Below are 15526 nucleotides of genomic sequence, written 5' to 3'. Positions count from 1 at the left end.
GCTGAAGACCGCCATGCCGCACCTGACCCTGATCGCCGCCCTCGACCGCGCCCGCGGCATCGGCCGCGACAACGAACTGCTCGTCCGACTGCCCGAGGACATGGCCCGCTTCAAGGCGTTGACGCTCGGCCACACGGTCGTCATGGGCCGCAAGACCTGGGACTCGATTCCGGCGAAGTTCCGGCCGCTGGTGCAGCGGCGCAACCTGGTGCTGTCGCGCCAGCCGGGGCTGACGCTGGACGGGGCCGAGGTCTTCGCGACCTTGGCCGACGCGCTGGCGGCCTGCGGCGTCGACGAGCGCGTCTTCGTCATGGGCGGCGCGCAGATCTACGCGCTGACGCTGCCGGCCGCCGACGCGCTGGAGTTGACCGAGATCGACCACGCCTTCGACGCCGACGCCTTCTTCCCGACCGTCGATCCGCACGTCTTCGCCGAGGTCGCGCGCCAGGCCCATCACAGCCCGGCCGAGCGCGGTCATGGCTGGCGTTACGACTTCGTCCGCTACGAGCGGCGCTGAGCTCACCGCACGCCTCGGAACGCAACCTCGCGCACGGCGCCTCCCCCTTGCGCCCCGCCCTTCTTCATCGCCCTCCGCCTTCTTCGACCACCCCCGGGCCGCTCCACCCGGCTCTCCTGCACTGGAATCCTCCATGTCCGGCTCCGACTTCCACGTCCACGGTCCTCACGACCACGAACTCGAACACGCCGCCCAGCACGAGCCCAAAGGCCTGGCGGGCCAACTGGCGGTCATCACCGCGATCCTGGCGACGCTGGGCGCGTTTTTCTCCTACATGGGCGGCGCGACCCAAGCCAATGCGGGCCTCTACAAGAACAACGCCGCGATCACCAAGACCGAGGCCGCCAACCGCTGGAACTACTACCAGGCCAAGAGCGGCAAGCAGAACCTGGCCGAGCTCGCGGTGGACCTGGCGCCGACCGAGGAGCAGCGCGCCAGGTACCGCGACAAGATCGCGCGCTACGAGACCGAGAAGAACGAGATCAAGCTGCACGCCGAGAAGCTGGAGGCCGAGTCCGCCGACTGGGACCGCAAGAGCGACGAGCAGATGCACCTCCACCACCGCTGGGCGCAGGCCACCACCACGCTGCAGGTGGGCATCGCGCTGGCCGCGATCGCGCTGCTGACGCGGCGCCGCTGGATGGAGTACGCCACCGTCGGCGTCGGTTTCGTCGGCACCGCCCTGGGCGTCGCGGCCTGGCTGCACCTGTGAGCCGTGGGCGGGCAACGCCCGCCCGCGCCCTCCCCTTGTCGAACGCCTTCAGTTCTCCGCTGAGCGGCCGATAGAACGGCAAGGCCCGCATCAGCCGTCAGAGCAGCGCGGGCAGTCATCGCCAGGGAGGCGCTCGCATGACCTTCATCTCCTCGACGGGCACCGGCCTGCTCGATCGCGTCGCCGCCAGCCGCGCGGCGCTCCAGTCGTCCACGGCGGCGGCCTCGTCCCGCGCGCAGGCGACGTCGCCGGCTGCCTCCACGCGGGTCTCGCTGGGCGCCGCCAACGACGTCGTGTACGTCCGTCCCGCCACCGGTGGATCGACCCGCGCCTGGACCACGCCCCCGAACGACAAGGACACGATCAGCACCCTGATGGCCCGCAACAGCGGCCGCGACGCCCACGGCCTGGCCGATCGCTGGCGCGGCCTGGGCGGCGCGCTGCTGTCGCAGTTGGCGAAGGACGGCACGAGCTACAAGCAGACGCTCGCCGATTTCGTGCCGACCGTGTCCGGCGCGGACGGCACCGACCCGACCGCCGCCGTCAGCCCCGAGGAAGCCCAGGCGCAGGCGCTCGGCGGCGTGTCCATCAACGCGACCCAGGTCGAGCTCAAGATCCAGACCCGCTCCGGCCAGACCGTCCAGCTCAAGATCGCCGTCAACGACGGCAGCCAGAACCGCGCGTCGGGCCTGGAGGTCGAGGTCACCAGCTCGGGCACGCTGAGCGCCGCCGAGCGCTCGGCGCTGTCGGACCTGGCCGGTGGCCTGGACCGCGCGCTGGAGGGCCTGGGGCAAGGCGCGCCGCGCCTGGATCTCTCTGGCCTGATGAACTACGACAGCACCGTGCTGAGCAGCCTGGACCTGAAGGTCGACACGCCCAACGTCGCCACGTCCGACGGCACGGTGTCGAGCACGGCCTCGCTGGGCTCCTTCGCGCTGCACCTGGGGTCGGACCGCAAGACCGTCGCGCTCAAGGGCGCCTCGGGGGAGCTGTCGATGAACGTCGATGCGACCGCGCCCATCGGCACCGTTGATCCCGCCAAGCGCCAGGCAGCCATCCTCAAGTCGCTGGAGCGGATCGATGCCGCGGCCGAGCGCGGCCATGCAGACGAGTTGCTCGTCGGGCTCTTCAAGGACGCGTTCAAGCAGTTGCAGGCGCCGCCGGCGGACGCCGACAAGGCCGCCGCGGACGCGGCCCGCGCCCGCAAGGACCAGGACCCGGCCTCGATCGCGGTGACGCCGGCCGTCTCCGCGCTCTCGCCGGCGCTGGAGCAGCAGGTGCAGCCGCTGCGCAGCGGGCTGGCGGATTTCGACGCGCACTTCAGCGGCGACTTCGAGAAGACCAACCGCTTCGGCGGCGTCAAGGAGAAGGGCCACGCCGAGTACCGCATCGGCCAGAAGACCACCACCCGCGCCGATCCGGCCGCCGCCGCGCCCGACGCGATGTCCATCACGCAGACGCAGACCGAGACGCTGGACGCCAACTGGCAGAAGACGCGCACGCTCATGCTGGACACCGGCCGCGGCAACTACGACGCCTACAAGGTCCAGGACAGCAAGACCGTCACCACCTTGATCGACACCGCCAAGGGCCAGATCGCGCGCGCCCTGCGCAAGACGGACGAGCACAGCCTCAAGACCATCGACGAGATCGAGAACTTCCGCTCCCGGGCGCATTCCGGCGCGCCGCAGGATCGGCAGTTCGTCGAGCGGCTGGTTTGAGGACCCGGACGGACCGATGACCAGCGGCGCACGGGCCGGGGAGCGGCGACAATCCGCCTCCGACTCCATTCCTGCGCGCCGCGCCACACGCCCATGTCGTCCACGCCGTCCACGCCGTCCAGGCGATTCGCCACCTGGAACGTCAACTCCCTGGCCGTGCGCCTGCCGCAGTTGCTCGACTGGCTCGCCGCCAACCCGGTCGACGCGATCGTGCTGCAGGAGACCAAGCTCACCGACGACAAGTTCCCCGCGCAGGCCATCAACGAGGCCGGCTACCAGGTCCAGTGGTTCGGCCAGAAGACCTACAACGGCGTGGCGCTGCTGAGCCGCGAGCCGGCCACCGACATCGTCCGCAACATCCTGGGCTACGCCGACGAGCAGGCCCGTGTGATCGCCGGCACCGTCGGCGGCGTGCGCGTCATCGGCGCCTACTTCCCGAACGGACAGGCGCCGGACAGCGACAAGTTCACCTACAAGATGGCCTGGCTGGACGGCCTGCGGGCCTGGGTCGCGGAGGAGCTCAAGCAGCACCCCGACCTCGTGCTGATGGGGGACTTCAACATCGCGCCGGAGGACCGGGACGTCTACGACCCGGTCGCCTGGGCCGGCCAGATCCATTGCACGCCGCAGGAGCGCGACCACTTCAAGGCCCTGGTCGATCTGGGCATGACCGACGCCTTCCGGCTCTTCGAGCAGCCGCTGAAGAGCTGGAGCTGGTGGGACTACCGCAACCTGGCGTTCCGCAAGAACCAGGGCCTGCGCATCGACCATATCCTCGTCAGCGAGGCGCTGCGCCCGCGCGTCACCGCCTGCGTCATCGACAAGCTGCCGCGCAAGAACGAGCGCCCCAGCGACCATGCGCCGGTGATCGTGACGATCGATTGACCGCTTGCCGCCCACATGACGGGCGCCCCTCGCGCGCCCACCCCGACCGGCTGCGGCATTCGTCACGATCGCCTAGCGGATATCGGGTTGTCCCTCAATGACTTGATTTGACTCAAGTTTGCGTCCTCTGACCTCGACGATGCTTCGTCTTGATCCATGTCAAGACTAGCCGTACAGGGGACGCATCGATGAGAACGAATCTGCCGGTCACGCAGCGGGAATTCCCGTTTCCCGAGGGCCGCGCGCTGGTCTCCACCACCGACCTGAAGGGGCGGATCCTTCATTGCAACGACGCCTTCGTCGCGGTCAGCGGGTTCACCCGGGACGAGCTGCTGGGCAAGGCGCACAACCTGATCCGCCACCCGGACATGCCGGAGGAAGCCTTCCGCGATCTGTGGGCGACGATCCAGGGCGGCCGCCCCTGGTCGGGGGTGGTGAAGAACCGCCGCAAGGACGGCGACCATTACTGGGTGATGGCCAACGTGACGCCGCTGCTGCAGGGCGACGCGCCGGTGGCCTACCTGTCGGTGCGCAGCCAGCCGACGCGGGCGCAGGTCCGGGACGCGGAGGCGCTCTACGCGCGCATGAAGACGGCCGAGCTTGCTGGCACGCGCGTGCCGGCGCTGCGCCAGGGGCGTCTGTTGGCGCCGCTGTGGCGGCGCGCGATCGCCGTCGTGGGCGGTGCGTTGCGGCCGGGCATGAAGCGGGCCGAATTGCGGGCCGGCCATCGCACCGCCTACCGGCTCGCCGCCGGCGACCTGAGCGCGCCGCGGATCGCGACGGCCGGGGTTGCCCGCGATGGCTTGCTGGGTCGCGCGCTGGGCCAGTTGCGCGTCAATCTGCGCGCGCTGGTGTCGGACACGCAGCATGAGCTGGCGCAGATGCGCGGCGTCTCCGACGCGATCGCGCAAGGTAATCACGACCTCGCCCGCCGCACCGAGGCGCAGGCCGCGAGCCTGGAGCAGACCACCAGCAGCATGCGCCAGATCACCGACGAGGTCCGCGGCAACCGCGATGCCGCCCACCGCGCCCGCGAGGTCGCCTCGGAGCTGGGCGCCGCGGCGCGGCGCAGCGACGACAACGTGCGCTCGGTCAACGACACGATGCAGGCGATCGCGTTGGCCTCCACGCGGATCGGCGAGATCACGCAGCTGATCGAGGGCATCGCGTTCCAGACCAACATGCTGGCGCTCAACGCGGCGGTGGAGGCGGCGCGCGCGGGCGAGCACGGCCGGGGCTTCGCCGTCGTCGCCGGCGAGGTGCGCGCGCTGGCGCAGCGCAGCACCGACGCGGCGCGCGAGATCAAGCAGCTGATCGCCGCATCCGGCGAGAAGGTCGAGGCCGGCGCCCGCCAGACCGACGAGGCCCGCCGCAGCATGGCCGACACGCTGGCGACGGTCGAGCGTTTCGGCGGCGTCATCGAGGACATCGAGCGCAGCGCGCAGGCTCAGCTGGACGACATCTCGCAAGTGTCGGACGCGGTCCGGCAACTGGAGAGCATCACGCAGCAGAACGTCGAGATGGTCGAGGACCTGGCGCGGTCCTCCGACCGCTTGCGCGCGCAGGCGCAGGAGGTGACGTCGGCGCTGAACGTGTTCCGGCTGGAGGCCTGACGCGCCGCGCGCCAGGCCCGGGGAAGGTCGACCGACCTCCCCTGGCGCTCAGCGCGTTTCCTCGCCGCGGTGTTCGCGGCGCTCTTCTTCCTTGGGATCGCGCTTCTTGTCCTGGTGCGGCGGCTCGTGGCCGCGCGGGGCCGAGGCATCCCTGGCGGCCGGCTTCGGATGCGGCTCGGCGCGCTTCTCGGGCGCGGGACGGGCGGCTTCAGGCGCCGGTCGGGGCGCGGCTTCACGTGGTGGCGCTTCCCGCCCGTGCTCTTGCCGACGCTGCTCCTGCATGCGCTGCTCTTGCGCACGCTGCTCTTGCGCGCGCTGGTCTTGCATGCGCTGCTCCCGCTGATGCTCCTCTTGCGCACGCTGTTCCTGCATGCGCTGATCCTGCTGGCGCTGCTCTGGCTGGCGCTGTTCCATCGAGGCGCGGCCGTCATCCCGGGCGTGCGGCATCGAGGCAGGCGGCATCGCCGCCGAAGGTATCGCAGCGGCGCCGCGCTCGGCCGGATGCGACGCGCCCGGCGAGGGGGCGAAGGAAGGCGCGGCCTGCGCGGCCCCGCCTGGTCCCGCCCGATCGGCATGCGCCGGCATCTCCTCGCGCGTCGGGGGCATCGCGCCATGGGCCGACGGCGCGGCCCCGGTGGGCACCGGGGCCGGCGCGTGGACCATGGCCGGCAGGGCCGCCGCAAGATGCGCCTGCGCCGGCACGTTGCGCTGGAAGGCTTGCCCGTTGGCGGTGGCCCCGGGCGGTGCCACCACCGTCACCTGCGTCACGTTGGTCACGTTCGTCACATTGGTCACGCGATTGACGTTGGTCGTGTTGTTCACGACGTTGTTGGTCACGTTGTCGATGCGCGTGTTCTGGATCCGCATGCCGACGTTGACCACCGGCGGCGCGCTGACCACCACGGCCGGCGGCGTGCCGATGGGCGCGGGAATCAGCAGTCCGGGACGGGATCCCGGCGGCGGCGGCACGAACACGCCGGCCGGTCCGATCGGGTGGACGCCGCCGTTGATCGACACCTCCAGCGACAGATGCAGTCCCGGCGGCGGCGGCACGAAGGCCACGCCGCGCGCGGCCCAGAAGCCCGAAACGAAGATCACCGCGCCGTCGCGATGCTCGTAGTACGGCTGGGTCCAGACGTAACCGGGCTGCGGCGGCGCGATCCAGCGGCCGGCGATCCAGACCCACCGGCCCCGCCACCCCCAGTAGCCGCCGGCCCAGACCGCCTCGGCGTACGGCGACGGCGGCGGCACTTCCACCAGCATCGGCGGCGGGGCGACGTCGACGAAAACAGGCGCCGGCTGAGACAGCGGCGGCTCCACATAGACGCTGACGACCGGCGCCGGTGGTGGCGGCACCCAGGCGGGGGCGGCCGGGGCGACCCTCACATCCGCATGGACGACGGTGCGGCGCGGTTCGGCGCAACCGGCCAGCAGGCCGACCAGCGCGGCCGCGGCGAGCGGCGAATAGATGAGCCTGAGACGCATGGGGGATGGTTGAAGTGATGGATGTCACGCCCAACGGGCTCGAAAACCTCGTCGTTGACGCGCGGACCATCGCTTCACACAAGCGACAGGTGCTCGCAAGCAAGTAACCAATCGCAGCCGCGGCAGCCTGTCGCCGGCCTTCACGCGTTCATGATGATTCGCGGCGAGATCCTCACGGGATCCTCACTTTGCAAGCGCGATGTCGTGTGGCGTGCCTCGGGCGCATCCGGCACGTCGGCGGCGCGGCTCGTGGACTGCGGATCACGGCAAACGCAGCGGCACCATGGCTGGCTCCATGGTTCCATGGCGTTTCGGCGCTCAGCCCGAGTCGGCCGCGTCGACCTCCTCCACGCGCAGATCACCCCGCATCAGCGCCGCGCACTCGTCCAGCAGCGCATGCAGGCGCTGGACGCGCTCGTCCCCGAGGCGCTCGTTGAGCGACAGCTGCGCGCGCTTCCACGTCGCCTTCATCTGGCGACGACGGGTCTGCCCCTCTTCGGTGGCCTGCAACTGGCGGCTGCGGGCATCGGCGCCGGGCAGCATCTCCACCAGGCCCATCGCCAGCAGCGGCTGCACGTTGCGCGACAAGGTCGACAGGTCCAGGTCCATGCGACGCGCCAGCTCGCTGGGCTGGATCGGGCCGAGCACGACGATGTGCGACAGCAGCGCGTACTGCGTGGTCTTCAGGCCGGTCTCGGCGAAGTGGCCCTCGCAATGGTTGGAGACCAGCCGCGTCAATTGCCTCAGCTTGAAATTGGTGCAGCCCTTGGGCGAGATCGGCTCGCCTTGCGAGGCCGGCGCCAAGGCGCCGGCGCTCGACCTGGTGCTGGTCGCGTTCATCGATGTCACCTTCCTGCTTGACAGCGGATGATTGTAGCTGCAACCATTGCAGCCACAAGCTTTCGACACGAGATGGAGTTGCTCATGAGCGCCGCGCTTTCACCGACCTCGCCCAACGATCCCTCATCCCACCCCGCGTCCCGCCCGGCCGCCGATCCGGCAGCCAACGCCGGCGATGGCGCGCTGGCCGAATGGCTGGCCGAGGACGCCGCCGTCCGCGCCCGTTTCCGGCCCGAGCACGGCGTCGCCACAATGGCGGAGATCGCTGGCATGAACGGCCTGGAGCAGATGCGGGCCATGCTCGACGGCAAGCTTCCGCCGCCGCCGATCGCCCAGACGCTGGACTTCACGCTGCTGCGCGCCGACAAGGGCGAGGTGATCTTCCAGGGCACGCCCAAGTTCAGGCACTACAACCCGATGGGCACGGTGCACGGCGGCTGGTACGCGACGCTGCTGGATTCGGCGCTGGGATGCGCGGTGCACACGACGCTCGACGCGGGACGCGGATACACGACGCTGGAGTTGAAGATCAACCTCGTGCGCGCGCTCAACGAGCGGGTGCCGGTCGTGCGCGCGATCGGCCGTGTCCGGCATGTGGGGCGGCAGATGGCCACGGCGGAAGCCGACCTGATCGGACACGACGGCAAGCTCTACGCCCACGGCAGCACGACCTGCCTGATCTTCGATCCGCCCAAGCGCTGATCGCCCCGGGAATCCGCGCCCGGGCTTGGGCTGAACTGGACCGGCCGGGTCGCGCTGGGCTCGGCTGGGGGGGCCGGCGTCCGAGTCGCGATGACAAGGCGGCGCATCCCGCGCCGCCACGCGTCACCAGATCTTCTGGAACGTCACGCCCACGCGACCGCCCCGCGGTCGCAGCGTCAGCGACGACTGCCCGCTGAGCTCCATCTTGAAGCCCTTGCGCAGGTCCGCGTAAGGCTTGCTGGAGTTGAACACCATGCCCACGCGCACCTGGCGCGCATCCCGGCCCGCCAGGCCGGCGGTGTTCAGGTCGTCGAACTGCGGATGCGGGGCGTCGATCAGCGGCGTCTGCACGAACGCATGGGACCGCGGACCGGTGGGCATCGCCAGGCCGACCAGCACGCCGGCATCGGTGCTCGCGCCCGGGCGCAGGTTCTGATACGGCGTCGCGTAGAGCCCGCCGCCGATCATGGCCGCGCGTTGCTCGACACCCAAACCCACCCGCAACGCGCTGGCGCGCAGCGGCTTGGCCCACATCATCGTCTGCGTGGCCTGCGGCGCGCGGCCATACCAGCCCGCGGCGCCGGACGGCTGATTGGCGGTGGCCAGCGGCTCGGCCGCGCTCTGGGTGACGGTGAAGCGGGAGGACGCCTGCGCACGCGGCAACTGCGCGCGATCCGCCAGCGAGCGCCCGGTCAGCTCCACGTGGTCATCGAGCGATGTCGGCGTCGACGAGTCCCCGTTCGACGCGGCCTGCGCGCAGCTCAGTCCGGCCGGCAACAGCGCCGCCAGCACGGCGCGCCGGCACAGGGCCCGGATCGCCGCTCGTTCGGCGCATCCCCCGGCGGCTTCGACCGAGCCGCGGCTCAAGGGGAAGAGCAAGGGGAAGAGCAAGGGGAAGGGGAAGAAGGCGTTCATGACTCACTCCCGATCTCGTTACAGCTTAGGACGCGGGTTGCGACAGGAAAATCTCCACCCGACGATTGGCGGCCCGTCCGGCTTCAGTGGCGTTGCTGGCCAGCGGCTGGCGGGCGCCGCGGCCCTCCACCAGCAGTCGGCCGCGCTGCACGCCGTGGCTCACCAGGTACTCGCGGACCGCCTCCGCGCGCTCCAGCGACAGCGGGTCGTTGACCGCGTTGCTGCCGGAACTGTCGGTATGGCCCACGATCGTCACGCGGACATCGGCATCCAGATTGCGGCCGACTTCGTCGAGCACCGGTCGCATCGATGGTTTGATTTCAGAACGGCCGACATCGAAAGAGAAGTCGGCCGGCACATTCACCTTGAGCTGGTTGTCCTGGGTACGGGCAACTTCGATGCCTGTCCCGGCGCTGGCGCGGGCGATCGCCTCGCGCTTGTCTTCCATGTGGCGGGACCACAGGTTGCCGGCCACCCCGCCCACCACGCCGCCGATGACGGCGCCGGACTTGCCGCCGACGACCCCTCCGACCACCGCCCCGGCGGCGGCACCGCCGGCGGTATCACGTTGGCGCTCGGTCATCGAAGCGCAGCCCGTCAGGGCCAGGATCACGCCGATCGCCAGCGCCGGCAGGCTCACTGCCTGGGCAAGGACCCCGCGGTCGCGGATCGGGTGAACGGCGGCGAAAGCTTGAGGGCGGCGCATGAGGGTCTCCGTGTCGGCTGGGGGGTCTGCGGTCTGCGTGACCGTCTCAGTGCCATGCTAGGGAGATCAGGGGCCGGCGGATGTAGTCGGCTGTCGGAAGCGCAAGTCAGACGGGACTGACACGCGGCGCCGGGATGCCGGCGCTCCGGCGTCCGCCTCAGGCGCTGAGCGGCGCGCCATCGGTGATGGCGGGTTCGTCGTCCAGCGGCGGCAGGTCTTCCTCGGAGAGCTCGGAGGCGTCGATCATGTCGTCGTAGCTCGACTGGTCGGCGGCGCCGCGGCGCGCGATCAGGGGCTTGTCCAACGGACGGTAGACGCGGCTGCGCAGGCGGGCCAGGCGTTCGGAGCACGCCACCTCGTGGGCGACGCCGGCCGGATCCAGCAGCATCGCGAACGGGTTGGCGACGAAGTCTTGAGCGGTGGTCTGCATGTCGATCTCCAGAGGTCCACAAGGTGTCGACACGGTGTGTCGGCTTGGAGTGAACTGTAGGGACCGGACCGGGGCGCCGACAGTCGGCCCCCCGCCAAACGGCGTGTCAGACGGATTCCTAGGGATTTGCCAGCAGGCGCCTCACGGCGCCGTGCGGGAAGGCGTGGGTTTCACCACCTTGGCGAGCTTGTCCAGCCGTTCGGCGTACTCGTCCTGCCCCGCGCGGCGGGCGAAATCGGCCGCCGTCAGTTGCTGGTCGTTGCGCAGCGCGGCGTCCGCGCCGGCGTCGATCAGCACGTCCGCGCCGCTCAGCCCGCCATAACCGACCGCCATCATCAGCGGCGTCGTGCCGTTGGGCGAACGGGCATCGATCTCCGCGCCCTGCTCCACCAGCCAGCGCACGACCGCCTCGTTCGGACCGGCGGCGGCGTAATGCAGCGCCGACCACCCGGCGTCGTTGATCAGCGCCCCGCGCTTGACCAGCGTCTTCACCCAGTCGAGCCGCCCCTTGATGGCCGCCAGCATCAGCGGCGTCTCGCCGGCCTGGTTGATCGCATTGACATCGGTCGCCGGGCTCTTGAGCAGTTCGTCGAAGGCATGGCCGGACTCCTCCCGGATCGCCACGTGCAGCGCCGTGTTGCGCTGCGCATCACGAACGTTCGGGTCGACGCCCGCCAGCAGCAAACTGATCACCGTGCGGCCATGGTCGTTGCGGGCGGCGACGTGCAGCTCCGGCGGCGGGGTGGTGTCGGTCACCGCCGGCACCGGCGCGGATCGTCCGCCGAAACCCGTCTGCGCGCTCGCCTCGCCGCCCGGCAAGCCTGCCGCGACAACCAGCGCCAGACCGGCCACGGCCGCCGACAGTCGCGGCGCCCGTGCCGTTCGAATCTCTCGCCGAGTCATCCCTCAAGCCTCCGGCAGGCGGAACAGGCGCCGCGTGTTGCGCGTGCACAGCGCGGCGATGGTCTCGACCGGCACGCCGCGCACGTCGGCGATCAACCTGGCCACATGCGGCACGTAGGCCGGCTGGTTCAGCTTGCCCCGGTACGGCACGGGGGCCAGGTAGGGGCTGTCGGTCTCGATCAGGAGGCGGTCGTCCGGGACCATTTTCGCCACCTCGCGCAGGTCGGCGGCGTTCTTGAAGGTCACGATGCCGGAGAACGAAATGTGGAACCCCAGGTCCAGCGACGCCTTCGCCACGTCCATCGTCTCGGTGAAGCAGTGGACGACGCCGCCGGGCTCGCCGGCCTGTTCCTCGCGCATCAGCCGGAGCGTGTCCTCCGCCGCCGATCGGGTGTGGATCACCAGCGGCTTGCCGGTGCGGCGGGCGGCGCGGATGTGGTTGCGGAAGCGCTCGCGCTGCCAGGCCATGTCCTCGATGGTGCGGCCGTTGAGGCGGTAGTAGTCCAGGCCGGTCTCGCCGATGGCGACGACCTTGGCATGCGCGGCGCCGGCCACCAGCTCGTCGACGGTGGGCTCGTGCACCTCGTCGCTGTCGGGATGCACGCCGACGGTGGCGAACAACGGCTCGTGGGCTTCAGCCAGGCCGCGGACGTCGGGGAACTCCTCCATCGTCGTGCAGATGCAGATGGCCTGCCGGACATCGGCCGCCGCCATCGCGGCCAGCAGGTCGGGCAGTTGGGACTTGAGCTCGGGGAAGCTCAGGTGGCAGTGGGAATCGATGTACATCGGGACCAGGGGTTCGCGTCGACGGACGCTGCGGAAAACACAACGCGCGGACCGGCCGCGCGCTTCAGGAAAACAACCGGCGGCGCCGCGCTCAGATCGTCTGCGTCGGCTTCGCGGAAGAGATCGCCGTGCCCAGCACTTCCTCGATCTTGAGCTTGATCAGGCGGGTCTTCTCGTCGCCGGGGAAACGCACACCCACGCCCTGGGTGCGGCCGCCCGACGCGTTGGGCGGCGTCAGCCAGGCGACCTTGCCGGCGACCGGATAACGGTTCGGATCCTCGGGCAGGGTCATCAGCAGGTAGATGTCCTCGCCCAGCTTGTATTCGCGGGTGGTCGGCACGAACACGCCGCCCTCGGAAAAGATCGGGATGTAGGCCGCGTACAGGGCGCCCTTTTCCTTGAACACCAGCTGGATCACGCTGGGCCGGGCGCCGCCGGCGGGGGCCGGCGCGGGAACGGGAGCGGAAGCAGGCGTGGGGCTCATCGGCTTGAGGGTGAGTTCGCTCATGAGGGGCGAGTCTACTCGCGGCGCCCGCTCAGCGGGCCGGCCGCATCGCCTGCTGCCCCTGGGCGACCAGGGATTCCATCAGCAGGCCGGCGTTGAGCGGATGATCGGCGTGACGCGCCGCCTGCTGCAAGGTGCGGGCCCACTGGTCCAGCGCCGCGCGCACCGCCGGCAGCTTGGGCAGCGCGTCGCGCGGGAAGTACGCCGGCGCCGCGCCATGGGCGATGCGCATCAGGTCGTGCACCAGCCGCTGCAGCGAGGCGATCGCGCGCGGCACCGGCCAGTCGGTCAGCGCCACCGCCTCGCCGCGGGCGACGCGGCGCGGCAGCTCCAGCCAGGTCTTGGCGGCGATGCCTTCCTCGCTCCACAGCAGCGCTTCCTGCGGCCGGCCGCCGGTGGCGTCCAGCAGCACGCCCGCCTGGTCGACGCCCTGCGCGGTCAGCCACGCCAGCGCCGCCTCCCGCGCCGGCAGCGCCATCTGCAGCGGCTGGCAGCGGCTGCGGATGGTCGGCAGCAATTGCTGTGGCGCGGCACTGGCCAGCACGAAACGCAGCAGCCCGGCCGGCTCCTCGAGCGTCTTCAGCAGCGCATTGGCCGCCACGGTGTTCAGCGCCTCGGCCGGATAGACCAGCACCACCTTGGCCTTGCCGCGCGCCGCGCTGACCTGCGCGAAGGACAGCATCTGGCGGACGGCGTCGATCTTGATCTCGCGGCTGGGCTTGGCCTTGCCGGCCTTGGTCGACGCGCCCTCGCCCTCCGCCTCCATCGCGCCGAAGCCGAGCGGCTCGCGCAGCGCCTCCGGCAGCAGCACCTGGAAGTCGGGATGCGAGCGGGCGCGCAGCAGATGGCAACTCGCGCAGCGGCCGCAGCCCGGCTGGTCGCTCGATGCGCGGCCCTCGCAGAGCCAGGCCTGCGCCAGCAGCAGCGCCAGGTCGAACTGGCCGACACCGGCCGGCCCCTGCAGCAGCAGCGCGTGGCTGCGGCCCTGCGTCAGCGCCTGATGCAGCGGGCCGGCGAGCCACGGCAGCGGCAGCCGGCCACCTTCGGCCAGCGCGGCGGCGCCCTCGGCGCCGAGGGTGGTCTCGGTCACCATCCGCGCTGCTCCAGCACGGCCACGACCTGCCGGCCGACGCCCTCGATCGAATCACCCGCGTCGATGCGGGCAAAACGATCCGGCGCCTCGTCCGCGCGGCGCTGGTAGGCGGCGCGGACCCGCTCGAAGAAGTCCAGGTCCAGCTTCTCCAGCCGATCGGCCTCGCGCGCCTGCGCGCGGCGCTCCGCGGCGATCGCGGGATCCACGTCGAACCAGAAGGTCAGGTCGGGCCGCCGGCCCTGCTGCACCCACTGCTCCAGCGTCGACAGCACCTGCCAGTCCATGCCCCGGCCCCCGCCCTGGTAGGCGAAGCTGGCATCGGTGAAGCGGTCGCACAGCACCGTCTGGCCCAGCGCCAATGCCGGCGCGATGACGCGCTGCAGGTGGTCGCGGCGGGCGGCGAAGACCAGCAGCGCCTCGGTCAGGCCGTCCATGTCCTGGTGCAGGAACAGCCCGCGCAGCGATTCGGCCAGCGCCGTGCCGCCCGGCTCGCGCGTCTGGACCAGGTCGGCGCCCTGGGCGCGCAGGTGCTGGGCGACGCGTTCGATGTGGGTGGACTTGCCGGCCCCGTCGATGCCCTCGAAGGTGATGAATCTGGCGCTCACGCGTGTTTGCTCTCTGGAAACAGGAAAGCGCGGGCGCCTCAGCGGCCGCGCTGGTACTTGTTGACGGCGCGATTATGCGCGGCGAGGTCCTCGCTGAACTGGCTGGTGCCGTCCCCGCGCGACACGAAATACAGCGCCTTGGACGGCGTCGGATGCAGCGTCGCCTGCAGCGCGGCCAGCCCCGGCAAGGCGATCGGCGTCGGCGGCAGGCCGCCGCGGGTGTAGGTGTTGAACGGCGTGTCGGTTTGCAAGTGGATCTTGCGCAGGTTGCCGTCGAAGGATTCGCCCAGCCCGTAGATCACGGTCGGATCGGTCTGCAGCGGCATGCCGACCTTGAGCCGGTTGACGAACACCGATGCCACCAGCCCGCGGTCGGCGGCGGCGCCGGTTTCCTTCTCGACGATAGAGGCCAGCACCAGCGCCTCGTCGGCGCTCTTGAGCGGCAGCCCGTCGGCGCGCCCGGCCCAGGCGCTGTCCAGCCGCTTGCGCATCAGCGCGTGGGCCCGCTTGAGCACCGTCAGGTCGCTGACGCCGCGGCTGTAGGCATAGGTGTCGGGGAAGAAACGCCCCTCGGCCGCCTGCCCCGGCGCGCCCAGCGCGGTCATGATCTGGTCGTCGGTCATGCCGGCGGTGGTCTGCTTGAGCGCCGGCGCGGCCGCGATGGCGGCGCGCACCTGGCGGAAGTTCCAGCCCTCGATGAGGCGCAGTTGCTCCAGCACCTGGTCGCCCTTGACCATCTTGTCGAGCAGCTCGCGCGGCGTGACGCCGGCATGGACTTCATAGCTGCCGGCGCGGATCTTCCGGGCCTGGCCGGACCAGCGGAACCAGGCGTACAGCAAGCGCGGATCGGTCTGCACGCCGGCCCCGACCCAGGCCTGCGCGACCTGCTGCGGGGCGGTGCCGGGCTCGATGGAGAGCTCCACGCTCGTCCCCGCCAGCACCAGCGGCTGGCCCAGCCACCACCACGCGGCGCCCGCCGCGCCGCCGGCCAGCACCGCCGCGGCGACCAGCACCGACAGCAGCCAGCGGCCGATCCGGCCGCCTTGCGCGCCGCGTCGGCCGCGGTGGTCGCCCGTGCCGCGCCCGGCGGCCTGTGTTCTCGATCTGT

General features: G+C 71.0%; 17 protein-coding genes. 6 read left to right on the top strand and 11 right to left on the bottom strand.

Annotated features, from left to right (window positions below; genetic code table 11):
- The first annotated feature begins 13 nt into the window (after positions 1–13).
- The 5 genes from CDN99_RS07160 to CDN99_RS07140 all read left to right on the top strand — a co-directional run bounded on the left by CDN99_RS07160 (position 14) and on the right by CDN99_RS07140 (position 5448).
- Positions 14–517, top strand: coding sequence for a dihydrofolate reductase (locus CDN99_RS07160; RefSeq protein WP_088384042.1), 504 nt, complete (start codon positions 14–16; stop codon positions 515–517).
- 133 nt (positions 518–650) lie between these two features.
- Positions 651–1229, top strand: a complete 579-nt coding sequence (locus tag CDN99_RS07155) for a DUF4337 domain-containing protein (RefSeq protein WP_088384040.1) — start codon at positions 651–653, stop codon at positions 1227–1229.
- Positions 1230–1366: 137 nt separating this feature from the next.
- Positions 1367–2950 (top strand): hypothetical protein, encoded by a 1584-nt coding sequence (locus tag CDN99_RS07150; RefSeq protein ID WP_088384038.1) that lies wholly within the window; start codon positions 1367–1369, stop codon positions 2948–2950.
- A 93-nt stretch (positions 2951–3043) separates the two neighbouring features.
- Positions 3044–3835: an exodeoxyribonuclease III gene (locus CDN99_RS07145; RefSeq protein ID WP_088384036.1), complete on the top strand. Its 792-nt coding sequence runs from the start codon at positions 3044–3046 to the stop codon at positions 3833–3835.
- Positions 3836–4023: 188 nt separating this feature from the next.
- On the top strand, positions 4024–5448 hold the full coding sequence (locus CDN99_RS07140) for a methyl-accepting chemotaxis protein (protein WP_088384034.1): 1425 nt from the start codon (positions 4024–4026) through the stop codon (positions 5446–5448).
- Positions 5449–5496: 48 nt separating this feature from the next.
- Here CDN99_RS07140 and CDN99_RS07135 read toward each other — a convergent pair whose 3' ends face one another.
- Together CDN99_RS07135 and CDN99_RS07130 are read right to left on the bottom strand one after the other, a co-directional pair.
- Positions 5497–6933 carry a YXWGXW repeat-containing protein gene (locus CDN99_RS07135; protein WP_088384032.1) on the bottom strand — a complete coding sequence of 479 codons (1437 nt, stop codon included), beginning with the start codon at positions 6931–6933 and terminating at the stop codon, positions 5497–5499.
- 318 nt (positions 6934–7251) lie between these two features.
- Positions 7252–7773 (bottom strand): MarR family winged helix-turn-helix transcriptional regulator, encoded by a 522-nt coding sequence (locus tag CDN99_RS07130; RefSeq protein ID WP_088384030.1) that lies wholly within the window; start codon positions 7771–7773, stop codon positions 7252–7254.
- Positions 7774–7857: 84 nt separating this feature from the next.
- Here CDN99_RS07130 and CDN99_RS07125 point away from each other — a divergent pair, with 84 nt between their 5' ends.
- Complete coding sequence (locus CDN99_RS07125; protein ID WP_088384028.1) at positions 7858–8475, top strand: PaaI family thioesterase; 618 nt, start codon at positions 7858–7860, stop codon at positions 8473–8475.
- Between the two features lie 123 nt (positions 8476–8598).
- Here CDN99_RS07125 and CDN99_RS07120 read toward each other — a convergent pair whose 3' ends face one another.
- From CDN99_RS07120 to mltG, 9 genes are all read right to left on the bottom strand, one after another.
- Entirely contained in the window at positions 8599–9390 is a 792-nt protein-coding gene (locus tag CDN99_RS07120) for a hypothetical protein (protein ID WP_088384026.1), read from the bottom strand.
- Positions 9391–9415: 25 nt separating this feature from the next.
- A complete protein-coding gene (locus tag CDN99_RS07115; RefSeq protein ID WP_088384024.1) occupies positions 9416–10096 on the bottom strand; it encodes a YiaD family glycine zipper/OmpA-like lipoprotein in 681 nt (226 codons plus the stop codon).
- 157 nt (positions 10097–10253) lie between these two features.
- The gene (locus CDN99_RS07110; RefSeq protein ID WP_088384022.1) at positions 10254–10526 is read right to left on the bottom strand and encodes a hypothetical protein; all 273 of its coding nucleotides are present in this window, start codon (positions 10524–10526) and stop codon (positions 10254–10256) included.
- A gap of 141 nt (positions 10527–10667) precedes the next feature.
- A complete protein-coding gene (locus CDN99_RS07105) occupies positions 10668–11429 on the bottom strand; it encodes an ankyrin repeat domain-containing protein (RefSeq protein WP_088384020.1) in 762 nt (253 codons plus the stop codon).
- A 3-nt stretch (positions 11430–11432) separates the two neighbouring features.
- Positions 11433–12215, bottom strand: coding sequence for a TatD family hydrolase (locus tag CDN99_RS07100; protein ID WP_088384018.1), 783 nt, complete (start codon positions 12213–12215; stop codon positions 11433–11435).
- A 91-nt stretch (positions 12216–12306) separates the two neighbouring features.
- On the bottom strand, positions 12307–12699 hold the full coding sequence (locus CDN99_RS07095) for a PilZ domain-containing protein (RefSeq protein ID WP_088384424.1): 393 nt from the start codon (positions 12697–12699) through the stop codon (positions 12307–12309).
- A 52-nt stretch (positions 12700–12751) separates the two neighbouring features.
- Positions 12752–13813 carry a DNA polymerase III subunit delta' gene (holB, locus tag CDN99_RS07090; RefSeq protein ID WP_088384016.1) on the bottom strand — a complete coding sequence of 354 codons (1062 nt, stop codon included), beginning with the start codon at positions 13811–13813 and terminating at the stop codon, positions 12752–12754.
- Positions 13807–14418 (bottom strand): dTMP kinase, encoded by a 612-nt coding sequence (gene tmk, locus CDN99_RS07085; RefSeq protein ID WP_088384014.1) that lies wholly within the window; start codon positions 14416–14418, stop codon positions 13807–13809. Before tmk ends, holB begins: the two co-directional genes overlap by 7 nt.
- A gap of 38 nt (positions 14419–14456) precedes the next feature.
- Positions 14457–15452, bottom strand: a complete 996-nt coding sequence (mltG, locus tag CDN99_RS07080; protein WP_375134424.1) for an endolytic transglycosylase MltG — start codon at positions 15450–15452, stop codon at positions 14457–14459.
- Between the last annotated feature and the right edge of the window lie 74 nt (positions 15453–15526).

The sequence above is a fragment of the Roseateles aquatilis genome, assembly GCF_002205645.1.
Lineage (GTDB): Bacteria > Pseudomonadota > Gammaproteobacteria > Burkholderiales > Burkholderiaceae_C > Roseateles > Roseateles aquatilis.
Note: the sequence above shows the minus strand (reverse complement) of the source record. Positions and strands in the feature narration are given on the sequence as shown.

What these genes read in the sequence shown, in the direction of transcription:
- CDN99_RS07160 (WP_088384042.1), top strand. Translation starts at nt 14, where the DNA reads ATGCCGCACCTGACCCTGATCGCCGCCCTCGACCGCGCCCGCGGCATC.
- CDN99_RS07155 (WP_088384040.1), top strand. Translation starts at nt 651, where the DNA reads ATGTCCGGCTCCGACTTCCACGTCCACGGTCCTCACGACCACGAACTC.
- CDN99_RS07150 (WP_088384038.1), top strand. Translation starts at nt 1,367, where the DNA reads ATGACCTTCATCTCCTCGACGGGCACCGGCCTGCTCGATCGCGTCGCC.
- CDN99_RS07145 (WP_088384036.1), top strand. Translation starts at nt 3,044, where the DNA reads ATGTCGTCCACGCCGTCCACGCCGTCCAGGCGATTCGCCACCTGGAAC.
- CDN99_RS07140 (WP_088384034.1), top strand. Translation starts at nt 4,024, where the DNA reads ATGAGAACGAATCTGCCGGTCACGCAGCGGGAATTCCCGTTTCCCGAG.
- CDN99_RS07135 (WP_088384032.1), bottom strand. Translation starts at nt 6,933, where the DNA reads ATGCGTCTCAGGCTCATCTATTCGCCGCTCGCCGCGGCCGCGCTGGTC.
- CDN99_RS07130 (WP_088384030.1), bottom strand. Translation starts at nt 7,773, where the DNA reads ATGAACGCGACCAGCACCAGGTCGAGCGCCGGCGCCTTGGCGCCGGCC.
- CDN99_RS07125 (WP_088384028.1), top strand. Translation starts at nt 7,858, where the DNA reads ATGAGCGCCGCGCTTTCACCGACCTCGCCCAACGATCCCTCATCCCAC.
- CDN99_RS07120 (WP_088384026.1), bottom strand. Translation starts at nt 9,390, where the DNA reads ATGAACGCCTTCTTCCCCTTCCCCTTGCTCTTCCCCTTGCTCTTCCCC.
- CDN99_RS07115 (WP_088384024.1), bottom strand. Translation starts at nt 10,096, where the DNA reads ATGCGCCGCCCTCAAGCTTTCGCCGCCGTTCACCCGATCCGCGACCGC.
- CDN99_RS07110 (WP_088384022.1), bottom strand. Translation starts at nt 10,526, where the DNA reads ATGCAGACCACCGCTCAAGACTTCGTCGCCAACCCGTTCGCGATGCTG.
- CDN99_RS07105 (WP_088384020.1), bottom strand. Translation starts at nt 11,429, where the DNA reads ATGACTCGGCGAGAGATTCGAACGGCACGGGCGCCGCGACTGTCGGCG.
- CDN99_RS07100 (WP_088384018.1), bottom strand. Translation starts at nt 12,215, where the DNA reads ATGTACATCGATTCCCACTGCCACCTGAGCTTCCCCGAGCTCAAGTCC.
- CDN99_RS07095 (WP_088384424.1), bottom strand. Translation starts at nt 12,699, where the DNA reads ATGAGCCCCACGCCTGCTTCCGCTCCCGTTCCCGCGCCGGCCCCCGCC.
- holB (WP_088384016.1), bottom strand. Translation starts at nt 13,813, where the DNA reads ATGGTGACCGAGACCACCCTCGGCGCCGAGGGCGCCGCCGCGCTGGCC.